This is a genomic window from Pseudomonas sp. RIT-562 (assembly GCF_026241895.1).
Classification (GTDB): domain Bacteria; phylum Pseudomonadota; class Gammaproteobacteria; order Pseudomonadales; family Pseudomonadaceae; genus Aquipseudomonas; species Aquipseudomonas mandelii_F.
Genome location: NZ_JAPJIV010000024.1, coordinates 84988 through 109035 on the forward strand (window position 1 = coordinate 84988; position 24048 = coordinate 109035).

Below are 24048 nucleotides of genomic sequence, written 5' to 3' on the forward strand. Positions count from 1 at the left end.
GTGAAATCGAGCGATGAGTTGTCCTCGGGTTAAAAGAGGACAACTCAATGCCGGTCATGACTCCCTCGCGCTCAGGGAAAAGCCACTCGGCGCCGGAATCGGATGGCGCATCAAGGTGCCGACAACCAGCGCGCCCAACCCCGCCAGCAGCCCCGCAACCAGCAACAATAAGCTGAACCCACTGATGAAAGCTTGCCTGGCCAGCGGCTCGACCACGGTACGCGCAGCCTCGGGCAACAGACTCATGGCGGCCGGCATGTCCCCGGCGACCACTCGCGAGCTGATGTCCTGGGTATGTTCGAGCCACTGCGCCGCCTGCTTCGCCAGTTCGGCGTGCAATACCTGCGAGGAGTGGCTCGACAACAGGGCGCCGTACACTCCGATCGCCAGGACGATGGCGCTGAAGCGCATGGTCGTGCTCATGCCGGAGGCCATCCCGGTGCGCTCGCGAGGCACGCAGGCCATGATGTTTTTCTGCGTGTCGCCGTTGAGTAATCCGGCGCCGGCACCGGTGACTGCGATGGCCAGGGCGAAGGGCAGGTAGCTGGCGCTGGTGACTGCCAAGGCACTCAACAGGTTGCCGCCAGCGACCAGGGCCAGCCCGGTGGCCATCAAGGTGCCGGGGGTGAAGCGGGTCGCCAGGCGCGCGCCGATCTTCGGGAAAATCAACATGGTCGCGGCAAACGGCAACATTCCCAGGCCTGAGCTGATGGCAGTGAAGCCCAGGCCGTTCTGCAAATAAAACGGCAGCAGCGTCATCATCACCTGGGCACAACCGGCGTAGGCGAACATGCCCAGCAGGGCGCCGATGAAGCGCGGGTGGCGGAACAACTGCAGGTCGACCATGGGCCTTTGCTGCAGGCGCTCGATGAGGACAAATGCGCCCATCAACAACGCACCGCCGATCAGTCGGGCGTAGGTCAGTGGATTGCTCCAGCCAATGCGGTTGGCCTCGATCAGGCCCCAGATCAGGCACAGCAGGCTGGCACTGAAGGCCAGGCTGCCCCAGGGGTCCAGGCGCGCGGATTGCGGGTCGCGGGATTCGGGAACCGCACGCCACACCATGACCATCAGGAACAAGCCCACCGGCAGATTGAGGTAGAAAATCCAGCGCCAGCCGATGGTCTCAGTGATGAGGCCCCCGAGGGTCGGTGCGGCCGTCATTGCAACGCCCATGCAGGCGCCCCAGAACGCCCAGGCCTTGGCCCGTTCCACCTCATCGTGGAAGGTGTGACCGATGGACGCCAAGGCAGAGGTCAGCAGCAGCGCGGCGCCAACGCCTTTGATTGCCCGCGCGATATCCAGGAACAACGCGCTGGGGGCAGCCCCGCAACCGATAGAGGCCAGGATGAAAATACCCAGGCCCCACAACAGGGTTTTCTGACGGCCGAAGCGGTCGGCGATGCTGCCCGCCGGCAACAACAGGGCGGCGAACGCCAGCATGTAGGCGCTGACGACCCATTCGATGTCGGCAAAATTGGCCCCCAGGTCGCGGGCAATGGTCGGCAGGGTGACGGCGACGATATTGGTGTCGAGGACGATCAGTGAGCAAACGCCTGAGGCTGTGAGTAACGTCAGGCGTGGGCTGACCTTGGGTTTGACGAGCATGGCGGCTGTTCTCTACTGTGGGCGTCGTGCAAGCATATGGCCGTCGACCATTGTCAGTGTTAGGTAGATGCCATGACTTCATTACCTTTGAGCTAATACATCGATGGATATCCGTCATTTTCGTTATTTCCTCGCCGTCGCCCGCCAGCGTAACTTCACCCGTGCCGCCGAGCAGTTGGGCATCGCACCGCCGACCCTGAGCCGGCAGATCCAGGACATGGAAAGCGAGCTCGGCACTCGGCTGTTTACCCGCCAGCAACGCGACGTCAGCCTGACCGAAGCCGGCGTTGCGCTGATGCCCGAGGCGGATGCCACCGTGCGCCAGTTTGAGTCGGCGCAACATAACGCCCGGCGTGCGGGACGGGGCGACATCGGCCACATCGAGTTGGGTTACGTGGCGTCGGCCGTTTATTCCGGGCTCCTGCAGAAACAGGTGCAGGCCTTCACCCGCGCTTACCCAGGTGTCGGTTTGAATGTGCGGGAAAGCCCAATGGCGACGTTACCGGCGATGGTGCTGGACGGACGCTGTGACGTGGGTTACGTGCGTTCGCCGATGAATTTGCCGGAAGGCCTGGAAGCGTTGCGCCTGGACGCCGAAGGTTTTGTCCTGGCGGTGTCGGGCGAATCCTGGCTAAGCCGGCTGGCGCAGATCAGCCCGATGCAACTGCAGAACGAGACGTTCATTCTGCCCGAGCAGATCAGCGGCACTTTGCAGGTGGCCGCCGAGGGCGGCTTTGCGCCGAAGTTGGGGGCGCAACCGGGTGGGTTGGTTGCGGTGCTCGCGCTGGTGTCCCTGGGGCAGGGCGTGGCCGTGGTGCCGGAATCGGTGGTCGGTCATGTCGGATTGCCCGGGGTCTGGTACCGCCAGATCGAGGGCTGTGCAGCGAACTCGTGGTTGTCCTTGATTTATCGACGGTTTGAAAAGTCGGCGGCGGTGGGCCGGTATATCGAGCAGGTTCGTCACGGATTGACGCCAATTCCCGGGTCCACCGCCGATCACCCGTAGGAGCCTGGCTTGCCAGCGATGGCGTCCTCGTAATCGCCATCGCCGGCAAGCCGGGCTCCTACGGATTTGTGTCGAGCCCAATCGCGCATACACCCACGCTCCTGCAGGCGCCCCGGATGGTTCTACAGATTTTGTAATGATTTCCGTGTGTAGGAAAAGTCGCTTTCAGCTGTACGCTTGAAATCCTTTTGTCCTGCAGGATTTGCATGAACACCCTCTCGGAGCCTCCCAGTTACCCGTTCTCCCGGCGCCCTCGCGCAGTCTTGATGCACGCGCAGTACCCAGTCTTGCGACACCCGCTATCCACTCCCCAAACATTTTCACGGCCTGTGCGCCGCGTTTTGCCGTGCCTGGCATCCTGAATCAACTAAAGAGGTAGAGAAATTTTCATGGAATGGATCGCTGACCCCACCGCGTGGCTGGGCCTGTTGACCTTGATTGTGCTGGAGCTGGTACTGGGTATCGACAACCTGGTGTTTATCGCCATTCTGGCGGACAAACTGCCGCCTGAGCAGCGCGACCGCGCGCGGCTCATTGGTTTGTCCCTAGCGTTGTTGATGCGCCTGGGCCTGCTGGCCAGTATTTCCTGGCTGGTGACCCTGACACAGCCGCTGTTCGAGGTGTTCGACAAGAGCTTCTCCGGCCGCGACCTGATCATGCTGTTTGGTGGTGTGTTCCTGCTGTTCAAGGCCACCATGGAACTGCACGAGCGCCTCGAAGGCCACGTGGGCGAACGCACGTCTAACACGGCTTATGCGCTGTTCTGGCCGATCGTTGCGCAGATCGTAGTCCTCGACGCAGTGTTCTCCCTGGACGCGGTGATCACCGCCGTGGGCATGGTCGATGAGCTGGCAGTGATGATGATCGCGGTGATCATTTCCATCGGCCTGATGATCGTCGCCAGCAAGCCGCTGACCCGTTTCGTCAATGCTCACCCGACCGTAATCATGTTGTGCCTGGGTTTCCTGATGATGATCGGCTTCGCGCTGACCGCCGAAGGCCTGGGCTTCCATATTCCCAAGGGCTACCTGTACGCGGCCATTGGCTTCTCGATCCTGATCGAGGTGTTCAACCAGATCGCCCGCGCTCGACGCAAACGCTCGATGCAGGGTGTGCGGCCAATGCGCGAACGCACGGCGCATGCGGTGATGCGCCTGCTGGGTGGGCGCAAGCTGGCTGCAGAGGAAGTCGATGACGAGATCGCCGACCTGCTCGACAATGGCGAGGCACCCAGTGAAGTGCTGTTCGACCGCCGTGAGCGAGTGATGATCAGCGGCGTGTTGCAGCTGGCCGAGCGGCCGATTCGCACATTGATGACGGTGCGTGCCGACATCGACCACATCGACCTCGCAGATGACCCCGAAGCCATTCGGGCGCGCCTGATGCATTCGTCCTATTCGCGCCTGCCGCTGATTCGCGACGGAGCGGTGGACGAGCCCCTGGGCTTCGTGCACAAGAAGGAATTGCTCAAGGAATACCTGGCCGGCAACGAGCCGGACCTCGAACATCTGGCGCGCAAGACCATCAACCTGCTGGACAGCTATTCGATCCTCAATGCCCTGGAACAGATGCGCCAGGCCTCGACTCACATCGCCTTCGTGGTCAATGAATTCGGTGACTTCGTCGGCGTGCTGACGATGACCGACATCCTCGAATCGATCGCCGGTGAATTACCCGACGCCAGCGAAATCGAAGGCCCGGATGTGCTTGAGGATAACGGCGGGTTCATCGTCAGCGGTGCCTTGAACCTGATGCGGGTTCGCCAGCGCACCGGCTTCGCGGCAGAACCCACCGAGGATTACCAGACCCTGGCCGGCCTGGTAGTGAGCCTGCTGGATCGTCTGCCGGTCATCGGTGACAGCCATGAGTGGCAAGGTTGGCGGTTGACGGTGATGGCGGTTGAGGAGCGCCGGGTGACTCGGGTGTTGCTGATGCCTCGCAGCGAGTAATCCGTTCTAATCTCTCAGCTGACGCTAATTGCAGAAAATCCCAATCAGGAGAAACATCCATGAGCATCACCCGTTACGGCACCGGCAGCACCGCAGGAGGCGGCCAGGCGCGGCCGTTCGCTCGCGCCGTGGAAGCCGATGGCTGGCTGTACGTGTCTGGCCAGGTTCCGGCGCTGGATGGCGAGATCATTGTCGGCGGCATTGTCGAGCAGACTCACCAGACCATGAAGAACCTGATCGCCATCCTCGAAGAGGCCGGTTATGGTCTGGAGGACGTGGTGCGTACCGGTGTGTGGCTGGAAGACCCGCGGGATTTCTGGAGTTTCAACAAGGTGTTTGCCGAGTACTTCAGCCCGCAGCACGCCCCGGCGCGGGCCTGTGTGCAGGCGAACATGATGGTCGACTGCAAGGTTGAGATTGATTGCGTGGCCTACCGGAAAAAGGCCTGATATCAACAAAGAAGACATGTCAGCGGCTGAGTGCAGTCGCGACAGCCAAGGAGTTTGAGCATGACTAATGCGCTGATTAACTCTGCTGTGGACAAGGGCGCGGCCCCGATCGGCGCAAATCTGCTGCGCGACGTCAGCCTGCCGGCATTGGTGCTGCATCGCGAAGCGCTGGAACACAACATTCGCTGGATGCAGGACTTCGCCAGCAACAGCGGCGCCGAGCTTGCCCCCCATGGTAAAACCAGCATGATGCCGGCGTTGTTTCGCCGCCAGCTGGACGCCGGCGCCTGGGGCATTACCCTGGCCAGCGCAACCCAGGTCCGGGCCGGCTACGCCCATGGGGTGCGCCGGATATTGATGGCTAACCAGCTGGTCGGCACACCGAACATGGCATTGATCGCCGATTTGCTGGCGGACCCGGATTTTGATTTTTACTGCATGGTCGATCATCCGGACAACGTCGCTGACCTCGGCGCCTACTTTGCCTCGCGGGGTTTGCGGCTGAACGTGATGATCGAATACGGCGTGGTAGGCGGCCGCTGCGGCTGTCGCACCGAACAGCAAGTGCTCGAACTGGCCAACGTCATCAGTGCGCAACCGGCGTTGGCGCTGACCGGCATCGAAGGCTACGAAGGGGTGATCCATGGTGATCACGCCGAGAGCGGGATTCGCGCGTTTGCTTCGTCCCTGGTACGTCTGGCAGTGGAGCTGCAGGACAGTGGCGCATTCGCCATCGCCAAGCCGATCATCACTGCTTCAGGATCCGCCTGGTATGACCTGATTGCCGAATCCTTCGAAGCGCAGGATGCCTCGGGACGCTTTCTCAGCGTATTGCGCCCGGGCAGTTATGTGGCCCACGACCACGGCATCTACAAGGAGGCGCAATGCTGTGTGCTTGAGCGCCGCAGTGACCTGCACGAAGGCCTGCGCCCGGCACTGGAAGTCTGGGCCCATGTGCAGTCGCTGCCGGAGCCAGGCTTTGCGGTGGTTGCCCTGGGCAAGCGCGACGTGGCTTATGACGCCGGGCTGCCGGTGCCGCTGCGGCGCTACCAGGCCGGGGTCGTGCCTGCCGTCAGCGACGACGTCGGTGCCTGCAAAGTGACGGCGGTCATGGACCAGCATGCGTTCATGACCGTGGCGCCCGGGGTCGAGTTGCGGGTGGGGGACATCATTTCCTTCGGCGCCTCGCATCCTTGCCTGACGTTCGACAAGTGGCGGGTGGGCTGCCTGGTGGATGAACAGTTGAATGTCATCGAGACCATGGAAACCTGTTTTTAACAGTCAAGACCGAGGTGCTGCCATCGCGAGCAAGCTTTGCTCCCACAGTGGAAACACCTCAGTCCTGTGGGAGCAAGCTTGATTTCACAGTGGGCACAACACAGTCCTGTGGGAGCAAGCTTGATTTCACAGTGGGCACACCACAGTCCTGTGGGAGCAAGCTTGATTTTACAGTGGGCACAACACAGTCCTGTGGGAGCAAGCTTGATTTTACAGTGGGCACACCACAGTCCTGTGGGAGCAAGCTTGATTTCACAGTGGGCACAACACAGTCCTGTGGGAGCAAAGCTTGCTCGCGATGAGGCCCGGGCGGCCAAGGAAGGGCATGGGCAGGAGAGGACTGGGCGAGATCAATCGCGATAAAACACCTGCACCAGGTGATAACCGAACTTGCTTTTGATCGGCCCGTGCACCACCCGCAACGGCTTCTTGAAAATCACTGAGTCAATCACCCCGACCATCTGCCCGGGCCGCACTTCGCCCAGGTCGCCTCCGCGTTTACCGGAAGGGCAGGTGGAGTACTTCTTGGCCAGCACATCAAAAGCTTCGCCCTTGGCGATGCGCTGTTTGAGCTGCTCGGCTTCTTCGGCGGTTTTCACCAGGATATGGCGGGCTTGAGCTTTCATGAGGCAGGTACCTTACAACTGGGGTGGCGGTGTTGAGGCGCGCGATTATGCCTCAACTTACCCCGGTTCACCGAGCATCGCGCGAATCTTGTTGGCCAGCAGGTCGATCGAGAATGGCTTGGCGACCATGTCCATGCCTTGGTCAAGAAAGCCCTGGCGCTCGGCGGCTTTTTCCGCGTAGCCGGTCATGAACAGCACCTTGAGGTCGGGCCGGCGCTGACGGGCGATTTCCGCCAGTTGCCGCCCGTTCATGCCCGGCAAGCCGACGTCAGTCACCAGCAGGTCAACCCGCGTGGCCGACTCCAGCAAGGGCAGGGCCGTCATCGCATCCTGGGCTTCATAGGCCTGGTAACCCAGCTCCTTGAGCAGGTTCAGCACCAGCATGCGCACCGCCGGATCATCCTCCACCAGCACCACGGTCTCACCGGCATTCGCCGCCGGTGCCTGGCCAGCGAAGGGCAACAACGTGGCTTGCGCTTCCAGCTCCTGCAAACGCGGCAGGTACAGGCGCACACTGGTGCCTTGGCCCGGTACGCTGTCGATGTGCACATGACCGCCGGACTGTTGCGCAAAACCATAAATCATCGACAGACCCAGGCCTGTGCCCTGGCCGATCGGTTTGGTGGTGAAGAACGGATCGAAGGCCTTGGCCAGGACCGATGGCGTCATGCCGGTGCCATTGTCGCTGACGGCAATCATCAGGTAATCCCCAGCCTTGACCGGTTCCAGGGTGGTGATATCGCTGTCTTCCAGGTAGACGTTGGCAGTCTCGATCAGCAGCTCGCCGCCGTCGGGCATGGCATCGCGCGCATTGATCACCAGGTTGAGCAGGGCATTCTCCAACTGGCTGACATCGGTGCTGACCGGCCAGACATCTGCCACCAGCTGCAAGCGCAGTTCGATGTGGTCGCCCTTGGTTCGGCGCAGCAGGTCTTCCAAAGAGTGGACCAGATCATTGGCGTTCAATGGCTTGCGGTCCAGCGACTGGCGGCGGGAGAAGGCCAGCAGGCGATGGGTCAGGGCGGCGGCGCGATTGGCGGACGACACCGCGGCTTCGGTGAATCGGCCGATCTCGGCGGCGCGTCCGTCGGCGATGTAGCGTTGCATGAGGTCGAGGCTGCCGATGATCCCGGTCAACATGTTGTTGAAGTCATGGGCGATGCCCCCGGTGAGTTGCCCCACCGCCTCCATCTTTTGCGCGTGGCGCAAGGCATCTTCGGCGCGCTCGCGCTCGAGCATCTCACTCTGCAGGCGCTGGTTGGCTTCGGCCAGTTGCTGGGTGCGGGCGGCAACGCGCTCTTCCAGGGTTTCGTTGAGATTGCGCAGGGCCTCTTCGGTTTTTTTGCGCTCGGTCTCGTCGATCACAAAAATGTAGAAACCGTTGACTGCTCCGTCCGCTCCATGGCGTGGCAAGTAGTTCATCAAGGCATGCCGGTAGCTGCCGTCACGATGGCGGGTGTCGATGCCGAAGCAGCAAGTCTTGCCGCTCAGCGCCTCGGCAATATGCGCGGCGCGCAACGCGTAGGCTTCCTCGCCCAGCACTTCGCGGATGGTGCGTCCGTACAGTTCCTGGGGCGTGCGGCCGTACCAGTCGAGGTAAGCGGCATTGTTCAGGCGAAAGCGTTCCTCGTGATCGACGTAGCTGATCAGGATCGGCATCGCGTTGATGATCAACTGCAATTCGGTCTGGCTCTGGCGCAGGGCCTGCTCAGTGTGTTTGCGTTCGGTCAGGTCCAGCGCGGCGCCGAGGAAGCGGATCGGCCGGCCGTGGTGATCCTTGTAGCAACGCCCACGGGCGAACACCCAGCGCACCTGGCCGTCCGCCTGCAGCAGGCGGTATTCCTCGGCGTATTCAGTGCCGTTGGTAATGGCGTGCTTGATGCCGCGAGCCACCGTGGCCCGATCTTCGGGATGCACTCCGTGCAGATAGGCGCTGACGGGCAGCTGGCTGGACAGCAACGGGTCGACCCCGTGCAACTGGGCAAAGTGGGTGTCGGCGATGAAGTGGTCTTCGTTGATGTCCCAGTCCCAGGTGCCGACTGCGTCAGTCGCGGCGAGGGCCAGTTGCAGGCGCTCCTCGGTTTCGCGTTGGGCCTTGAGGCTGGCGGCGGAGCGTTGCTCGAGCTCCACGGCGATGCGCCGGCGTTCGTTGGTTTCAATCGCAGTCACCAGGATGCCGGTGACCTGCGCGGCTTCGTCGCGGATCGGGCTGTAGGTCAGGTCCAGCCAGAAGTCGGATTCAACCCCGTCGCGCTGCAAGGTGAAGCGCTGTTCACTGTAGGTGCGCACCTGGCCTTGCAGCACGGCGCGGTAGATCGGGTCGGTGAAGTCGCGAAGCTCCGGCCAGATTTGGTGCGCCGGCTGGCCGAAGGCGTGGGGATGTTTGCTGCCGGCCAGCAGGGCGAACCCGTCGTTGTAGATCTGCGTGAGTTGCGGCCCCCACAGCAGCAGCATCGGCATCGGCGAATGAATCACGATGTCCACGGCGGTTTTCAGGCTTTGCGGCCAGGCACTTGCGGCGCCCAGCGGGCTGCGGCTCCAGTCGGTGCGGGCGATCAGGGCCTGGGCATCGCTGCCGGTCGGTGATGCATTCATCAAGTTGTCCTGCACTAAGTCGGTGTGGCGGCGTCTACTATGCTTGCATGGCGGTAGACGCTGGATGGCCTGTTGAGGTCATATTGTTCAATTGAATGCTTCGCGGGTGTTTTTTGCCATGGAAATCGCTGCACTGCTAACGCTTCTTGCCAGCCACAATGGCTCCGATCTTTACCTCTCTACCGGAGCGCCGCCCAGCGCCCGGTTCGATGGAGTGCTGAAGACGCTGGCCGAGCAACCGTTCAAGGCAGGAGAGATCGCCGCCATTGCCGCGTCCATCATGGACGCCGAACAGCGCCTGGAGTTCGATCGGGAATTGGAGATGAACCTGGCAATCTCTTTGCCGGGCGTCGGGCGCTTTCGCGTGAACATCTTCAAGCAACGCAACGACGTGTCCATTGTGGCGCGCAATATCAAGCTCGACATTCCGCGCTTCGAAGACCTCAACCTGCCCGCGGTGCTGCTCGAAAGCATTATGCTCAAGCAAGGCCTGATGCTGTTTGTCGGGGCCACCGGGTCAGGCAAGTCGACCTCCCTGGCGGCGTTGATCGACTATCGCAATCGCCATAGCAGCGGGCACATCATCACCATCGAAGACCCGGTCGAGTATATCCATCGACACAAGCGCTCGATCATTAACCAGCGCGAGGTGGGGGTCGATACCCGCAGTTTCCACGCGGCGCTGAAGAACACCTTGCGCCAGGCTCCGGACGTGGTGCTGATCGGCGAGATTCGCGACCGTGAAACCATGGAACACGCCCTGGCTTTTGCCGACACCGGGCACCTGGTGATTTCCACGCTGCATGCCCACAACGCCAATCAGGCACTGGATCGCATCGTCAATTTCTTTCCGGATGAACGCCGCACCCAGTTGCTGCATGACCTGGGCAACAACCTCAAGGCGTTTGTCTCTCAGCGCCTGGTGCGCAGTCGTGACGGCCAGCGTCGGGCGGCGGTGGAGGTGATGCTCGGCACGCCAACCATCGCCGACCTGATCCGGCGCAATGAGCTGGATGAGCTCAAGGGCATCATGGAGAAATCCACCGAACGGGGGATGCAGACGTTTGACGGCGCGTTGTTCGGGCTGGTGGTCGAAGGGGCGATCGATGAGGAGGAAGCGCTGAAGCATGCGGATTCGGTGAACAATCTGCGCTTGCGCTTGAAGCTGCATGCGGATGCGACGCCGGGGGTTGCGCCGGCGTCGGGGGAATGGGGGCTGATGGACTGACACCGTCCTGTCTTCTGTAGGAGCTGCCGCAGGCTGCGATCTTTTAAACATCAAGATCAAAAGATCGCAGCCTGCGGCAGCTCCTACGTGATTGGGTTCTCAGGTTTGCAGTTCGGGGCGGTTGCGGTATTGCTCCAGTGCTTCAGGATTGGCCAGGGCGTCGGTGTTCTTCACCTGCTGCCCATGCACCACATTCCTCACCGCCAGCTCCACCACCTTGCCACTGATGGTTCGAGGAATTTCGCTGACCGCGACAATCTTCGCCGGCACATGGCGCGGCGTGGTATTGGCGCGGATGACCTGGCGGATCTGCTGTTCAAGCTCATCGTCGAGCGGCACTGCGTCGCGCAGTTGCACGAACAGCACCACTCGCACATCGTCCTGCCACTGCTGCCCGATGGCCACGCTGTCCACCACCTGCGGCACCTTCTCGACCTGGCGATAGATCTCCGCAGTGCCGATGCGCACGCCACCCGGATTGAGCACCGCATCCGAGCGGCCGTGAATCATCATGCCGCCATGTATCAGTTGTTCGGCGTAGTCGCCTTGGGCCCAGACCCCGGGAAACTGGCTGAAGTAAGACGCTCGCAGCTTTTCGCCGTCAGGGTCATTCCACAGGCCGATCGGCATCGCCGGAAAGTGCCGGGTGCACACCAGTTCGCCTTTCTCGCCGATGACCGGCTGGCCGTTGTCGTCCCACACTTCAATCGCCATGCCCAGGCTCTTGCCCTGCATTTCGCCACGGCGCACCGGCAATAGCGGGTTGCCGATGACGAAGCACGAGACGATGTCGGTGCCACCGGACATCGACGCCAGGCACAGGTCGCGCTTGATGTCCCGGTACACGTAGTCATAGCTCTGGGGCGATAACGCCGAGCCGGTGCACAGGAGGGTTTTCAGGCTGTGCAGATCATGGCTTAGCCGCGGTTTCAGGCCGCTGCTTTCCAGGGTCGCGAGAAACTTCGGGCTGGTGCCGAAGACGCTGATGCGCTCGTCGTCGATCAGGTCGATCAAGCGTTCCGGGCCAGGCTGAAACGGCGAGCCGTCGTAGAGCACCACTGCGCTGCCCACCGCCAGGGCCGACACCAGCCAGTTCCACATCATCCAGCCGCAGGTGGTGTAGTAGAACAGCCGGTCGCCGGCGCCAAGATCGGCGTGCAGGCCGTGCTCCTTGACGTGCTGCAGCAGCACGCCGCCAGTGCTGTGGATGATGCATTTGGGCACGCCGGTGGTGCCGCTGGAATAGAGGATGTACAGCGGGTGCGCGAACGGCACGGCGATGAAGTCCGGCTCGCCACCGACTTCGTAGAAGTCCTCCCACAGGCTGACATTGGCTTGGGTGCGGAAGTCTTCGATACGGGCCTGTGGTCGGGCGTAAGGCACAACAATCAGCTGTTGCAGGGACGGCAGCCGTTCGAGGATTTCGTTGACCTTGGCGCTCTGGTCAAGCTCTTTTCCGGCATAACGATAACCGGCGCAGGTGAGCAGCACTTTGGGCTCGATCTGGCCAAAGCGATCGATCACGCCCTGGGTGCCGAAATCCGGCGACGAGCAGGACCAGATGGCCCCCAGGCTGGTGGTAGCGAGCATCGCCACCAGGGTTTGCCAAGTGTTGGGCATGCACGCCGCCACTCGGTCGCCGAGGCCGACGCCGGCGGCCTGCAGGCTGTATTGCAGGCCGGCCACGTGTTCGGCGAGCTGCGCCCAGGTCAATTGTTCGCGCTGGCCATTTTCGCCAATGGCCACCACTGCGACCGCATCGTCGCGACGCCGCAGCAGGTGTTCGGCGAAATTCAGGGTGGCGCCGGGAAACCACTGGGCGCTGGGCATCTGCGCACCTTCGAGCAGTACGGCGTCCGGTTGCGCGTGAAAGCGGATGTCGAAAAAATCGACAATGGCTTGCCAGAAGTCTTCACGCTGGTCGATGGACCATTGGTGCAGGGCAGGGTAGTCATCGACATGCAGGTGATGGCGTCGGTTGATGAACCGCCGAAACGCTTCCATGCGCGTCTTGCCGATGCGTTGGGCGTCGGGTTGCCAGAGGATGTTGGACATGGCTTGGCCTCTTACTGATCTTGAGATCCAATCGCGGGCAAGCCTTGCTCCCACAGGGGGATGTGTTGCCACAGGCTATGTGCAAAACCAAATGGGAACACAGTAGTGTTTTGCCAAAGGTTATGCGCAAACCTATGGAGACCCACACCCTGTGGGAGCAAGGCTTGCCCGCGATCAACGATAACGCGGTCTACAGCCTGACTACTGCGCCAGCCACCCACCATCAATATTCCACGCCGCCCCCCGCACCTGGCTTCCCGCCTCGCTGCACAGGAACAGCACCAGCTCACCCAACTGCGGCGGCGTAACGAACTCCAGGGACGGCTGCTTCTCCGCCAGCAAATCATGCTGCGCCTGCTGCGGGTCAACGCCTTTGGCAATCCGGTCATCGATCTGTTTTTGCACCAGCGGCGTCAGTACCCAGCCCGGGCAGATTGCATTACAGGTGACGCCGGTGGTGGCCGTTTCCAGGCCTACCACCTTGGTCAAGCCGATGACCCCATGCTTGGCCGCCACATACGCGGCCTTGCCAGTGGAACCGACCTGGCCGTGCACCGAGGCGATGTTGATGATCCGTCCCCAGTTCTTCGCGCGCATGCCCGGCAGGCTCAGGCGAGTGCTGTGGAACACCGACGAGAGATTGATCGCGATGATCGCGTCCCAGCGCTCCACGGGAAAATCTTCCACGGCCGCGACATGCTGGATCCCGGCGTTGTTGACCAGGATGTCGATGCCGCCGAACTCGCGCTCGGCATAGGCAAGCATCTCGGCAATCTGCGCCGGATCACTCACATCCGCTGGGTGATGGCCGACCTTGCCGCCAAATTGCCCGACCTCGGTGATCACGGCCGCGGCATCACCGAAGCCGTTGAGCACCACGTTCGCGCCGGCCTTGGCCAAGCTCAGGGCGATGCCCAGGCCGATGCCGCTGGTGGAACCGGTAACCAGTGCGGTCTTGCCCGAAAGAGTGGTCATGAATACCTCACACAATGCCAGTGGCGTAGAAAGTGCCGATCACCACAAAAACCGCCAGGGTCTTGATCAGCGTAATACAGAAAATGTCTTTGTAGGCTTCCCGGTGAGTCAGGCCAGTCACGGCCAGCAGGGTGATCACCGCGCCGTTGTGCGGCAGGGTGTCCATGCCGCCGCTGGCCATTGCAGCCACCCGGTGCAGCACTTCCAAGGGGATGTTGGCGGCATTGGCAGCGCTGATGAACTGCTCGGACATCGCCGCCAGGGCAATGCTCATGCCTCCGGAAGCCGAGCCGGTAATCCCCGCCAGCAACGTCACGGTAACCGCTTCGTTGACCAGTGGGTTGGGAATGTTCTTGAGCCAGTCGGCCAGCACCAGGAAGCCCGGCAACGAGGCGATCACCGCGCCAAAACCATACTCCGAGGCGGTGTTCATGGCCGCCAGTAGCGCGCCGCTGACCGCACTTTTACTGCCCTCGGCAAGCTTGCTGCGAATCGCCGTGAAGCCAAACGCCAGGACCATGAGGATGCCGATCAGCAGGGCGGCCTGGACGGCCCAGATGGCGGTGAGCTTGGCGATCTCGGTGGTGACCGGCACGCTCATGCCCGGCAGCGCGAGGCTATGGGTCTTGCCGTACCATTGGGGAATCCAGTGGGTGAACAGCAGGTTCATGATGCCTACGGCCAGCAGCGGCGACAGGGCAATCCAGGGGTTGGGCAGGCGGATGTCTTCGGCGGTTTCCGGCTCGTTACGCAGGTCGCTGCCATACCCTTCGCCCGCACGCTGGGCCTTGTTGCGCTGGCGCTGCAGGAACAGCATGCCAGCGCAGACGACAAAAATGGAGCCGATCAATCCCAGCCAGGGCGCTGCCCATGCGGTGGTATTGAAGAAGGTGCTGGGAATGATGTTCTGGATTTGCGGAGTGCCGGGCAGGGCGTCCATGGTGAACGAAAAGGCACCCAGGGCGATGGTCGCCGGGATCAGGCGCTTGGGGATATTGCTCTGGCGGAACATTTCGGCAGCGAACGGGTAGACCGCGAACACCACGACAAACAGCGACACGCCGCCATAGGTCAGCAGCCCGCACACCAGCACGATCACCAGCATCGCCTGGCGGGTGCCCAGCAGGCTGATCGCTGCCGCAACGATGGAGCGGGAGAAACCGGACAGCTCGATCAGCTTGCCGAACACCGCGCCGAGCAGGAACACCGGAAAGTACAGTTTGATGAAACCGACCATTTTTTCCATGAACACGCCGGTGAAGGCGGGTGCGACGGCGGAAGGGTCGGTGAGCAGGACGGCGCCGAGGGCGGCAATCGGGGCAAAGAGGATGACGCTGTAGCCGCGATAGGCGGCCAGCATTAGCAGCGCCAGGGCTGCCAAGGCGATGATCACACTCATGGTGTGTCTCCTGGATTGTTATTTTTTTTGGGGTGTGGCTTGTAGCAGAGGGATATAGCTAGATCTGTGCCAGGTGGTTAACACATTGAAATACAAAGATTTTCTGTTTTTTTTCGGCGGCTGCTTGCGAAAAATGTCTCTTATTTGAGACTTGTGTTGCATGTAAGGGCGTCATCGCGGGCAAGCCTGGCTCCCACAAGGAGAGCTCTCGACAGCGATAATTTACTTTTGCCATGCACTCTGTGGGAGCAAGGCTTGCCCGCGATGGCGTCCTGTCTACCAATAGAGATTAAGGTCTCATATCGGAGACTCAACAATTCCCAACGCCACCATCTTCTTGTACAACGTCGACCGCCCCAACCCTAACAGCGCCGCCGCATCGACCACCTTGCCCGCACACTTTGCCAGCGCCGACTCGATCAGCTGCCGATCAAACCGCTCCCGCGCCTGGCTGAAGGTCTCATGCTCAACCGCCTCGATCACCACCGGCGCCACACGCGCTACCGGTGTCATGGTGCCAATCGCCGCACGGATTTCAGCAGCGTCCAGGATCAAATCATCACTGAGCAATGCCGCGCGTTCCAGCACATTGCGCAGTTCACGGATGTTCCCCGGCCAGGCGTGTTGCGCTAACAGTGCCAGGGCTTCGTGGTTGAGTTCATGCTGGCTGCGCAGCTCCTCCAAAATTGCCTCGCTGAGCGCCGGCAAGTCGTCGAGGCGATCACGCAAAGGCGGCACATGAATCGGCAGGACATTGAGGCGGTAATACAGGTCGGCGCGAAACTCGCCGCGCTTGATCGCTGCTTCCAGGTCCGTGGAAGTCGCGGCGATGACGCGAACGTCGCTCTGGATCATTTCGTTGGAGCCTACGGGCTCGAACTCCTTCTCCTGCAACACTCGCAGCAATTTGCTCTGCAGGGGCAGGGGCATGTCGCCGATCTCGTCAAGAAACAGGGTGCCGCCTTGGGCCAGCTGCAGCTTGCCGATGCGGCCCTTGCGATCGGCACCGGTGAACGCGCCCGGTGCGGTGCCGAAGAACTCGGCTTCCAGCAGAGCTTCGGGAATCGCCGCGCTGTTGATGCTGACAAAGGCCTTGTGTGCCCGGGGTGACGCGCCATGGATCGCCTGGGCGAGCAATTCCTTGCCGGTGCCGGTCTCACCCAGCAGCAGCACCGGTGAGTCGGCGCTGGCGCCACGACGGGCGCGGCGTTTGACTTCGAGGGTCGCGGAGCTGGTACCGATGAAGTGGGCAAAATTGTATTTGCTCTGGCGTGCCCGCAGCAGCGAGCGGGTCGAGGCCAGTTCCTCCTGCATGCTCATGTAGCGCTTGAGCATTGGCGACAGGCTGCGCAATTCGTCGAACAGCGCAAAACCGATGGCGCCGATCACCATGCCGGTGTCGTCGTGGATCGGCAGGCGCATGACCACCAGCGGTTCCTTGGGCGTGTCCTGCATGTCGAGCAGAATCGGCCGGCCAGTGCGCACCACCTCGCGCAGCAGGCTGCCGGGGATCACGCTTTCGCACGGCTTGCCGATTGCCACTTCAGCCAAGTCCAGGCCGAAGCGTCGGGCGTAGCGCTCGTTCATCCAGACGATGTTGGCATCACGGTCGACGATGACCGTGCCTTCGCTGGATTGCTCGATGATCTCAAACAGCGAGCGAATCGCCAGCAGGCGCACGCGCTGGTAGTCCTTGAGGCTTTCGGTGGTGTTCATGGAAGGGGCTGATCCTGATTGTTTAGTGCCAGTTAGGGCCTCATCGCGAGCAGGCTCACTCCTACAAAGGGTCTGAGTTGCTCACCAAACCCCTGTAGGAGCCGGCTTGCCGGCGATGGCCGCCACGCGGTTTCAAGCCTTGCTCAGCAACGCCGCCGCCAGTAACTCCTTGGTGTAAGGATGCTGCGGCGCATCGAACACGGCATGGCTCGCTCCGCGCTCCACCACCTGGCCGTCCTTGATCACGATCATATCGTGTGCCAGCGCGCGAACCACGGCCAGGTCATGGCTGATGAACAGGTACGTCAGGCCATGTTTTTCCTGGAGCTGTCGCAGCAGGGCGACCACTTGTTTTTGCACGGTACGATCCAGTGCCGAAGTCGGTTCGTCCAGCAGGATCAGCGCCGGTTTCAACACCAGGGCTCGGGCAATTGCGATGCGTTGGCGTTGGCCGCCCGAGAACTCATGGGGATAACGATGGCGACTTTGCGGGTCCAGGCCGACTTCCTCCAGCGCCCGGATCACCTCGGCCTGGCATTGATCGGCGGTGAGCTGGCTGTGCACTTCGAGGCCTTCGCTGATGATCTGCGCCACCGACATTCGTGGGCTCAGGCTACCGAAGGGGTCCTGGAACACCACCTGCATTTTCTTGCGCCACGGGCGTAGCTGTTTTTGCGTGAGGCCGTCCAGCGCCTCTCCCTGAAAGCGGATGCTGCCTTCGGAATCGAGCAGGCGCAGGATCGCCTGGCCCAAGGTCGACTTGCCCGAACCGGACTCGCCGACGATGCCCAGGGTCTTGCCACGCTGAATGTCCAGGCTGATGCCATCGACAGCGTGCAGGTAGGTCTTGCGCTGGAACAGCCCGCCACCGAGCACGAACTTGACGCTCAGGTTGTCGACTTCCAGCACATTCTCGCGTTCATCCCGGGGCAAGGCTTCGCCTTCCGGCTCGGCGTTCAGCAGCACGCAGCTGTAAGGGTGCTTGGGTTCGGTGAAGAGGGTTTCGCAGGGTGCCTGTTCAACGATTTCCCCGGCCTTCATCACGCACACGCGCTGGGCGATGCTGCGCACCAGGTTCAGGTCATGGCTGATCAGCAACAGAGACATGCCCAGGCGCTGCTGCAGGGATTTGAGCAGCAACAGGATCTTGCGCTGTACCGTGACGTCGAGCGCGGTGGTGGGTTCGTCGGCGATCAGCAGCTGCGGTTCGCAGGCCAGGGCCATGGCGATCATCACCCGTTGCCGTTGGCCGCCGGACAGCTGGTGCGGGTAGGCCTTGAGTCGCTCCGCGGGTTTTTGAATGCCCACCAGGTGCAGCAATTCGAGGATGCGCGCCTGGGCCGGTTTACCGGTCAGGCCCTTGTGCAGCAGAAGGGTTTCGCCGATCTGCTTCTCGATGCTGTGCAGTGGGTTAAGCGAAGTCATCGGCTCCTGGAAGATCATCGCGATCCGGTTGCCGCGCAATTGACGCAGTACCTTGGGGTCGGCGCCGACCAGTTCCTTGCCGTGATAACGGATGCTGCCGCGGGTCTCGGTGCCGGTCTCCGGCAGCAGCTGCAGGATTGAATGCGCAGTCACCGATTTGCCGGAGCCGGATTCGCCCACCAGTGCCAGGCATTCGCCGGGACGGATGTCCAGGCTCAGGTTGCGCACTACGGTCTGGCCACTGAAGGCCACGCTGAGGTCACGGATTTCGATCAGGTTACTCATATCAACGGGTCGTCTCTGATGATCGGGGATCAAGATCGCGGATCAAGATCGCGGATCAAACGCATCGCGCAAGGCCTCACCGATAAACACCAGCAAGGAAAGAATCAGCGCCAGGGTGAAAAATGCCGTCAACCCGAGCCAGGGCGCCTGCAGGTTCTGCTTGCCCTGGCCGATCAGCTCACCCAGGGAGGCACTGCCGGCGGGCATGCCGAAGCCGAGGAAGTCCAGGGCCGTCAGGGTTGAAATTGCCCCGGTCAGAATAAAAGGAAGGTAGCTCAAAGTCGCATTCATGGCGTTGGGCAGGATGTGCCGCACGATGACCTTGCGATCCGTCAGCCCGAGTGCCCGCGCCGCCTTGACGTATTCCAGGTTGCGCCCACGCAGGAACTCGGCACGCACCACGTCCACCAGGGCGAGCCAGGAGAACAGCGCCATGATCCCCAGCAGCCACCAGAAGTTCGGCTCGACGAAACCCGAGAGAATGATCAACAGGTACAGCACCGGCAAACCCGACCACACCTCCAGCAGGCGTTGACCAAGCAAGTCCACCCAGCCGCCGTAATAGCCCTGTAGTGCGCCAGCGGCAATGCCGATCAACGCGCTGACCACCGTCAGCATCAGTGCAAACAGGATCGACACCCGCGCGCCGAAAATCACCCGGGCCAGCACATCGCGGGCCTGGTCGTCAGTGCCCAGCCAGTTCACGCTCGAAGGCGGGCTGGGGGCGGGTTTGCTCAGGTCATAATTTGGCGTGTCAGCACTGAAAGGGATGGGCGGGAACAGCATCCAGCCGCCGTCTTTCTCGATCAGCTTCTGCACATATTCGCTGCGGTAATCCGCCTGGAACGGCAGCTGTCCACCGAACTCCTGCTCGGTGTGGCGCTTGAAGGCGGGGAAATACAGATCGCCCTGGTAACTGACCAGCAGCGGCTTGTCGTTGGCGATGAGTTCGCCCCCCAGGGTCAGCAGGAACAGGCCGATGAACAGCCACAAGGACCACCAGCCACGACGGTTTTTGCGGAAACGTTCGAAGCGCCGGCGACCCAGCGGCGAGAGCGTGAACATCAGGCGTTCCTCGCGGCGAAGTCGATACGCGGGTCGACCAGGGTGTAGCAGAGGTCGCCAATCAGCTTAATCAGCAGGCCGAACAGGGTGAAGATAAACAGTGAGCCGAAGACTACCGGGTAGTCCCGCGAGACGGCCGCCTCGTAACTCATGCGCCCCAGGCCATCCAGGGAGAAAATCACTTCGATCAGCAGCGAGCCGGCGAAGAACACGCTGATGAACGCCTGGGGAATTCCCGAAACCACCAGCAGCATAGCGTTGCGAAACACGTGGCCGTACAGCACCCGGCGTTCGCTCATGCCTTTGGCGCGGGCCGTGACCACGTATTGGCGGGTGATTTCATTGAGGAAGGAATTCTTGGTGAGGATGGTCAGGGTCGCAAACCCGCCAATGACCAACGAGGTCACCGGCAGCACCAGATGCCAGAAGTAGTCGGCGATCTTGCCCAAGGTCGACAGCGAATCGAAGTTGTCCGAGACCAGGCCACGCACCGGGAACCAGTTCAGTGAAGTGCCCCCGGCGAACATGACGATCAGGAACATCGCGAACAGGAACGCCGGCATCGCATAGCCGATGATGATCGCGGTGCTGCTCCAGATGTCGAAATGACTGCCGTGGCGCACCGCCTTGCGAATGCCCAGCGGGATCGATACCAGGTAGGTGATCAGCGTGGCCCACAGGCCGAGGGAAATGGTCACCGGCATCTTTTCCAGGATCAGGTCGGTGACCGTGGCGCCGCGGAAAAAGCTTTTGCCGAAGTCCAGGCGGGCATAACTGGTGAGCATCAGCCACAGGCGCTCGTGGGCCGGCTTGTCAAAGCCGTACTGTTTTTCGATCTCCTTGATCAGTTGCGGATCTAGCCCGCGACTGGCCCGCGAACTGGCGGCAGGCGCCTCGCCGGAACCGCCGCCGACACTGGCTCCGCCGATCCCTTGCAGGTGCGCGATGGCCTGTTCTACCGGCCCCCCTGGAGCGGCCTGAACGATGACGAAGTTGACCAAAAGAATGATCACCAGCGTCGGAATGATCAGCAGCAAACGCCTTAACGTATAAGCCCACATCAATGCGGCCCTCCGGGTTTGCTGCGACTGATGCGCTCGGCGGTCATCTGCTGGTTGGTCAGGGGCGTGGTGCTCACCTCCCACCAGCTTTCAATGGCTTCGTCATTACTCGCCTGTTCGTTAGGCATGCCGAAGCGATTCCACCACACGGTGGAAGTCCCCGGCGGGTAATAATTGGGAATCCAGTAGTAATTCCATTGCAGCACCCGATCCAGCGCGTGGGCGTAGCGCAGCATGTCCGCCTGGGTCGAGGCGCGGAGCAGGCCGTTGATCAGGCTGTCGACCGCCGGGTTCTTCAGCACCATGTAGTTGTTGGCACCCGGATCGTTGGCCGAGGTCGAGCCGAAATAATTCAGCAGCTCGCCACCTGGCGCGGTAGTGACCGGGTAGCCGGTGACGATCATGTCGTAGTCGCGGCTCATCAGGCGGTTGACGTACTGGGAGGCGTCGATGCGACGGATATTCAGGTCGATGCCGATTTGTTTCAGCGTGCGCTTGTACGGCAGCAGCAGGCGGTCCATGCCGTTCTGGCTGACCAGGAAGGTGAAACTAAGCGCCTTGCCTTCGGCGTTCACCAGTTGATCGCCCTCGGGTTTCCAGCCGGCCTGTTCCAGCAGCTCCAGGGCCTGCAACTGTTTGTCGCGGATCACGCCGCTGCCATCGGTTTTCGGCGCTTCGAACACCTGGGTGAACACTTCGTCGGGGATCTGCCCGCGCAACGGTTCGAGGATCGCCAGTTCGGCAGCGTCCGGCAGATGCCGTGCGGCCAGTTCGGTATTGGAGAAGAAGCTCTGCTGGCGGATGTACAGGTTGCGCATCATCTGCCGGTTGCTCCATTCGAAATCCCAGAGCATGGCCAGCGCCTGGCGGGTGCGCCGATCCTGGAACATCGGGTTTTGCAGATTGAACACGAAACCCTGGCTCGGTTGCGGAGCCTGGGTGGCCAGGTGCGCTTTTTGCAGGCGACCGTCGCGCAGGGCAGGGCTGTCGTAGCCGATGGAGTAACCCGTGGCGGAAAATTCGCGGTTGTAGTCATAGGCACCGCCACGCAAGACCTGGCGCGCGACGTCGATATCACCAAAGTATTCGATGCTGAAATGGTCGAAATTGTACAGGCCGCGACTTACCGGCAAATCCTTGCCCCACCAGTCAGGGTTGCGTTCGAAGGTGATGCTGCGCCCGGAGTCGACCTTGCCGACTTTGTACGGGCCGCTGCCCAGTGGTGCCTCGTAGCCGCCGCCACCGGCGAAATCCCGGGTCTTCCACCAGTGCTCGGGAAACACCGGCAGGGTGGCGACGTCCAGGGGCAGGGTGCGGTTCTCGTTATTCTTGAAATCGAACCGAACCGTCAGCGGCGACTCGATCTCAACGCTTTTGACGTCGGCAAACTGGGTGCGATAACGCAGGCTGCCCTGGGTCATCAGCAGATCGAAGGAGTAGCGCACGTCTTCGGCGGTGATGGGTGTGCCATCGGCGAAACGCGCCTTGGGGTTCAGGTAGAAGCGCAGGAACAGGCCGTCATCGGAGCGTTCCATCTGCTGCGCCACCAGGCCATACACGGTGTAGGGTTCGTCCATCGAGCGCTGGGCCAAGGGCGAGTAGAGCATGCCGTCGATCTGCGAGACGCCAATGCCTTTGTCGATGTACGGCAATATGTGATCGAAGTGCCCGATCTCGATCGCCGAGCGCCGCAAGGTGCCGCCTTTGGGGGCTTGGGGATTGGCGTAGGCAAAATGACTGAAGCCGGAAGGATATTTGGCCGGTTCGCCGTACACGGTCAGCGCATGTTGCGGTGCTGCATTCACACCTGCAGCGCCGATCAACAGGGCTACGGCGGTGAATAACACAGTAGGGAAAACCAGTCGCATTGTCAGCCTTAAAGCCGGGCGGTCGATAACCGCAATTTGTACGCTAGCGGCGCATCCCTCGCCACCCGAATTAATGTCCCAAACACAACGGCCCACCAAAAGGCGGGCCGTCGTGGCGAAAGCTGCGCGGACTGATCAGTCCTGGCGGCTGGTCACTTCCAGCAGGTGGTAGCCAAACTGGGTCTTGACCGGGCCTTGCACCACGTTGATCGGTGCGCTGAATACTACGGTGTCGAACTCCTTGACCATCTGGCCCGGGCCGAACGAACCCAGGTCGCCGCCCTGGCGGCTGGAAGGGCAGGTGGAGTTGGCTTTGGCGACTTCGGCGAAGTCTGCGCCGCCCTCGATCTGGGTTTTCAGTTCGTTGCACTTGGCTTCGCTGGCAACGAGGATGTGACGGGCAGTGGCTTTAGGCATGGGTAAAACTCCAATCAATGTTCAGTAAAGTGGTGAGCCTACCGGATTCAGTGGCCCATTTCTTCTCAAAGTTCCATCGGTCCTACAAGCCGGCCTCGGACAGCCTTTGTGCATGTTGCACATACAGGTCGACCGGGTCGAGACCTTTGCGCACTCGTCCGGCGGTCTGGTTGATGGCGTCCAGGTGATCCATCGGATAGTCCGAACGTATCACTTTGCCCAGGTGGGAGCTGTAGCGACCGACCATGCCGTCGTTTTGATCGACTTCCTTGACGAAGTAGCGGGAGAACGCCCGGGAAAAGATGTGCAACGGGTCCAGCGCATTGCCGCCTTCGTCGACCAGATTGCCCTGCACGGTGCCGCTCCAGGAGTAGTAGCGAATCCCCGCCACTACTTCGCGGCCCATCCCGCCCCAGGTATCAGGTAAACCCTGGGGGAATTTGCGGTTGAACGCAGCAACGCCTTCGGTGGTGAGCGCCTTCAGCGCAGCGACGGCGTTCTGGGGCATCTCTGATTTGCCACTCAGCACTGACAGGAAGTCGGCGAACAAGGTTGCGACAGTTTCGGCCACCTGCTCCGGCAGGCGCCCGGGCGTCAGCGCCTGGCGCAGGCAGTCCGCCAGTTCGGAACCGTGATTGGGGCCACTGACCGATGTAACCGACGCGACGACCTGAGGGTTGACTGCACCGGCGTAGCGCGCGGCAAGTGCGCCTTGGCTGTGGCCGATGAGGTTGACCTTTTGCGCGCCAGTGCCATCGAGCACCCTTTGAATTTGCGCCAACAGCTGTTCGCCTCGCGTTTCATTGCAGTGGGTGGCAGACAGGTGCGGGACGAACACTCTGGCGCCAGCGCCTATGAGTGCGGGGCGAATATCGTGGAAGTGTTCGAACGGGCCGATTCGATCGAAGCCGAAAAGCCCATGGACCAGCAGGATCGGGTAGTGGGTTTGTGCATTCCGTTGCATGGGGTCGTTCCTTTTAGTGCAGCCATTGCGGGGCGTGTTCTGCGGCCCACTCTAATCCACTCCTGCCACGTGGGCTGTC

Annotated in this window: 18 protein-coding genes; 5 read left to right on the forward strand and 13 right to left on the reverse strand. The window is 61.5% G+C overall.

The features are described 5' to 3' along the window. Positions 1-54: 54 nt before the first annotated feature. The gene (locus ORL50_RS24095) at positions 55-1608 is read right to left on the reverse strand and encodes an MFS transporter (protein WP_266018647.1); all 1554 of its coding nucleotides are present in this window, start codon (positions 1606-1608) and stop codon (positions 55-57) included. A 103-nt stretch (positions 1609-1711) separates the two neighbouring features. On the opposite strand from ORL50_RS24095, the gene ORL50_RS24100 reads away from it, so the two are divergent. The 4 genes from ORL50_RS24100 (at position 1712) to ORL50_RS24115 (ending at position 6290) form a co-directional block, all read left to right on the forward strand. Continuing rightward, positions 1712-2614 carry a LysR family transcriptional regulator gene (locus ORL50_RS24100; RefSeq protein ID WP_266018649.1) on the forward strand — a complete coding sequence of 301 codons (903 nt, stop codon included), beginning with the start codon at positions 1712-1714 and terminating at the stop codon, positions 2612-2614. Positions 2615-3003: 389 nt separating this feature from the next. Further along, on the forward strand, positions 3004-4563 hold the full coding sequence (locus tag ORL50_RS24105) for a TerC family protein (protein ID WP_266018651.1): 1560 nt from the start codon (positions 3004-3006) through the stop codon (positions 4561-4563). 59 nt (positions 4564-4622) lie between these two features. After that, the gene (locus tag ORL50_RS24110; protein ID WP_266018653.1) at positions 4623-5012 is read left to right on the forward strand and encodes a RidA family protein; all 390 of its coding nucleotides are present in this window, start codon (positions 4623-4625) and stop codon (positions 5010-5012) included. 60 nt (positions 5013-5072) lie between these two features. Beyond that, positions 5073-6290 (forward strand): amino acid deaminase, encoded by a 1218-nt coding sequence (locus ORL50_RS24115; RefSeq protein ID WP_266018655.1) that lies wholly within the window; start codon positions 5073-5075, stop codon positions 6288-6290. A gap of 350 nt (positions 6291-6640) precedes the next feature. On the opposite strand, the gene ORL50_RS24120 is transcribed toward ORL50_RS24115, so the two are convergent. Next, on the reverse strand, positions 6641-6916 hold the full coding sequence (locus ORL50_RS24120) for a peptidylprolyl isomerase (protein WP_266018657.1): 276 nt from the start codon (positions 6914-6916) through the stop codon (positions 6641-6643). 57 nt (positions 6917-6973) lie between these two features. Continuing rightward, the gene (locus tag ORL50_RS24125) at positions 6974-9511 is read right to left on the reverse strand and encodes a PAS domain-containing hybrid sensor histidine kinase/response regulator (RefSeq protein WP_266018659.1); all 2538 of its coding nucleotides are present in this window, start codon (positions 9509-9511) and stop codon (positions 6974-6976) included. Positions 9512-9629: 118 nt separating this feature from the next. On the opposite strand from ORL50_RS24125, the gene ORL50_RS24130 reads away from it, so the two are divergent. Beyond that, on the forward strand, positions 9630-10739 hold the full coding sequence (locus ORL50_RS24130; protein WP_266018661.1) for a PilT/PilU family type 4a pilus ATPase: 1110 nt from the start codon (positions 9630-9632) through the stop codon (positions 10737-10739). A gap of 99 nt (positions 10740-10838) precedes the next feature. Here ORL50_RS24130 and ORL50_RS24135 read toward each other — a convergent pair whose 3' ends face one another. From ORL50_RS24135 to ORL50_RS24180, 10 genes are all read right to left on the reverse strand, one after another. Then, the gene (locus ORL50_RS24135; protein ID WP_266018663.1) at positions 10839-12794 is read right to left on the reverse strand and encodes an acetoacetate--CoA ligase; all 1956 of its coding nucleotides are present in this window, start codon (positions 12792-12794) and stop codon (positions 10839-10841) included. 201 nt (positions 12795-12995) lie between these two features. Beyond that, positions 12996-13769: a 3-hydroxybutyrate dehydrogenase gene (hbdH, locus tag ORL50_RS24140; RefSeq protein ID WP_266018664.1), complete on the reverse strand. Its 774-nt coding sequence runs from the start codon at positions 13767-13769 to the stop codon at positions 12996-12998. Positions 13770-13776: 7 nt separating this feature from the next. Then, a complete protein-coding gene (locus ORL50_RS24145; protein ID WP_266018666.1) occupies positions 13777-15168 on the reverse strand; it encodes a GntP family permease in 1392 nt (463 codons plus the stop codon). Positions 15169-15465: 297 nt separating this feature from the next. After that, positions 15466-16884 (reverse strand): sigma-54 interaction domain-containing protein, encoded by a 1419-nt coding sequence (locus ORL50_RS24150; protein WP_266018667.1) that lies wholly within the window; start codon positions 16882-16884, stop codon positions 15466-15468. A 132-nt stretch (positions 16885-17016) separates the two neighbouring features. Further along, a complete protein-coding gene (locus ORL50_RS24155; RefSeq protein WP_266018668.1) occupies positions 17017-18594 on the reverse strand; it encodes an ABC transporter ATP-binding protein in 1578 nt (525 codons plus the stop codon). 42 nt (positions 18595-18636) lie between these two features. Then, on the reverse strand, positions 18637-19659 hold the full coding sequence (locus ORL50_RS24160) for an ABC transporter permease (protein WP_266018670.1): 1023 nt from the start codon (positions 19657-19659) through the stop codon (positions 18637-18639). Continuing rightward, entirely contained in the window at positions 19659-20720 is a 1062-nt protein-coding gene (locus ORL50_RS24165; RefSeq protein ID WP_266018671.1) for a microcin C ABC transporter permease YejB, read from the reverse strand. Before ORL50_RS24165 ends, ORL50_RS24160 begins: the two co-directional genes overlap by 1 nt. After that, positions 20720-22588 (reverse strand): extracellular solute-binding protein, encoded by a 1869-nt coding sequence (locus tag ORL50_RS24170; RefSeq protein WP_266018673.1) that lies wholly within the window; start codon positions 22586-22588, stop codon positions 20720-20722. The genes ORL50_RS24165 and ORL50_RS24170 overlap by 1 nt, the downstream gene beginning before the upstream one ends. A 135-nt stretch (positions 22589-22723) precedes the next feature. After that, a complete protein-coding gene (locus tag ORL50_RS24175; RefSeq protein WP_266018674.1) occupies positions 22724-23005 on the reverse strand; it encodes a peptidylprolyl isomerase in 282 nt (93 codons plus the stop codon). 82 nt (positions 23006-23087) lie between these two features. Further along, positions 23088-23969 carry an esterase/lipase family protein gene (locus ORL50_RS24180; RefSeq protein ID WP_266018676.1) on the reverse strand — a complete coding sequence of 294 codons (882 nt, stop codon included), beginning with the start codon at positions 23967-23969 and terminating at the stop codon, positions 23088-23090. Between the last annotated feature and the right edge of the window lie 79 nt (positions 23970-24048).

Excerpts from the sequence above, each read along its gene's own strand:
- ORL50_RS24180 (WP_266018676.1), bottom strand. The coding sequence starts at position 23,969 with ATGCAACGGAATGCACAAACCCACTACCCGATCCTGCTGGTCCATGGG.
- ORL50_RS24110 (WP_266018653.1), top strand. The coding sequence starts at position 4,623 with ATGAGCATCACCCGTTACGGCACCGGCAGCACCGCAGGAGGCGGCCAG.
- ORL50_RS24125 (WP_266018659.1), bottom strand. The coding sequence starts at position 9,511 with ATGAATGCATCACCGACCGGCAGCGATGCCCAGGCCCTGATCGCCCGC.
- ORL50_RS24175 (WP_266018674.1), bottom strand. The coding sequence starts at position 23,005 with ATGCCTAAAGCCACTGCCCGTCACATCCTCGTTGCCAGCGAAGCCAAG.
- ORL50_RS24145 (WP_266018666.1), bottom strand. The coding sequence starts at position 15,168 with ATGAGTGTGATCATCGCCTTGGCAGCCCTGGCGCTGCTAATGCTGGCC.
- hbdH (WP_266018664.1), bottom strand. The coding sequence starts at position 13,769 with ATGACCACTCTTTCGGGCAAGACCGCACTGGTTACCGGTTCCACCAGC.
- ORL50_RS24120 (WP_266018657.1), bottom strand. The coding sequence starts at position 6,916 with ATGAAAGCTCAAGCCCGCCATATCCTGGTGAAAACCGCCGAAGAAGCC.
- ORL50_RS24165 (WP_266018671.1), bottom strand. The coding sequence starts at position 20,720 with ATGTGGGCTTATACGTTAAGGCGTTTGCTGCTGATCATTCCGACGCTG.
- ORL50_RS24160 (WP_266018670.1), bottom strand. The coding sequence starts at position 19,659 with ATGTTCACGCTCTCGCCGCTGGGTCGCCGGCGCTTCGAACGTTTCCGC.
- ORL50_RS24095 (WP_266018647.1), bottom strand. The coding sequence starts at position 1,608 with ATGCTCGTCAAACCCAAGGTCAGCCCACGCCTGACGTTACTCACAGCC.
- ORL50_RS24105 (WP_266018651.1), top strand. The coding sequence starts at position 3,004 with ATGGAATGGATCGCTGACCCCACCGCGTGGCTGGGCCTGTTGACCTTG.
- ORL50_RS24115 (WP_266018655.1), top strand. The coding sequence starts at position 5,073 with ATGACTAATGCGCTGATTAACTCTGCTGTGGACAAGGGCGCGGCCCCG.
- ORL50_RS24170 (WP_266018673.1), bottom strand. The coding sequence starts at position 22,588 with ATGCGACTGGTTTTCCCTACTGTGTTATTCACCGCCGTAGCCCTGTTG.
- ORL50_RS24155 (WP_266018668.1), bottom strand. The coding sequence starts at position 18,594 with ATGAGTAACCTGATCGAAATCCGTGACCTCAGCGTGGCCTTCAGTGGC.
- ORL50_RS24100 (WP_266018649.1), top strand. The coding sequence starts at position 1,712 with ATGGATATCCGTCATTTTCGTTATTTCCTCGCCGTCGCCCGCCAGCGT.
- ORL50_RS24135 (WP_266018663.1), bottom strand. The coding sequence starts at position 12,794 with ATGTCCAACATCCTCTGGCAACCCGACGCCCAACGCATCGGCAAGACG.
- ORL50_RS24130 (WP_266018661.1), top strand. The coding sequence starts at position 9,630 with ATGGAAATCGCTGCACTGCTAACGCTTCTTGCCAGCCACAATGGCTCC.
- ORL50_RS24150 (WP_266018667.1), bottom strand. The coding sequence starts at position 16,884 with ATGAACACCACCGAAAGCCTCAAGGACTACCAGCGCGTGCGCCTGCTG.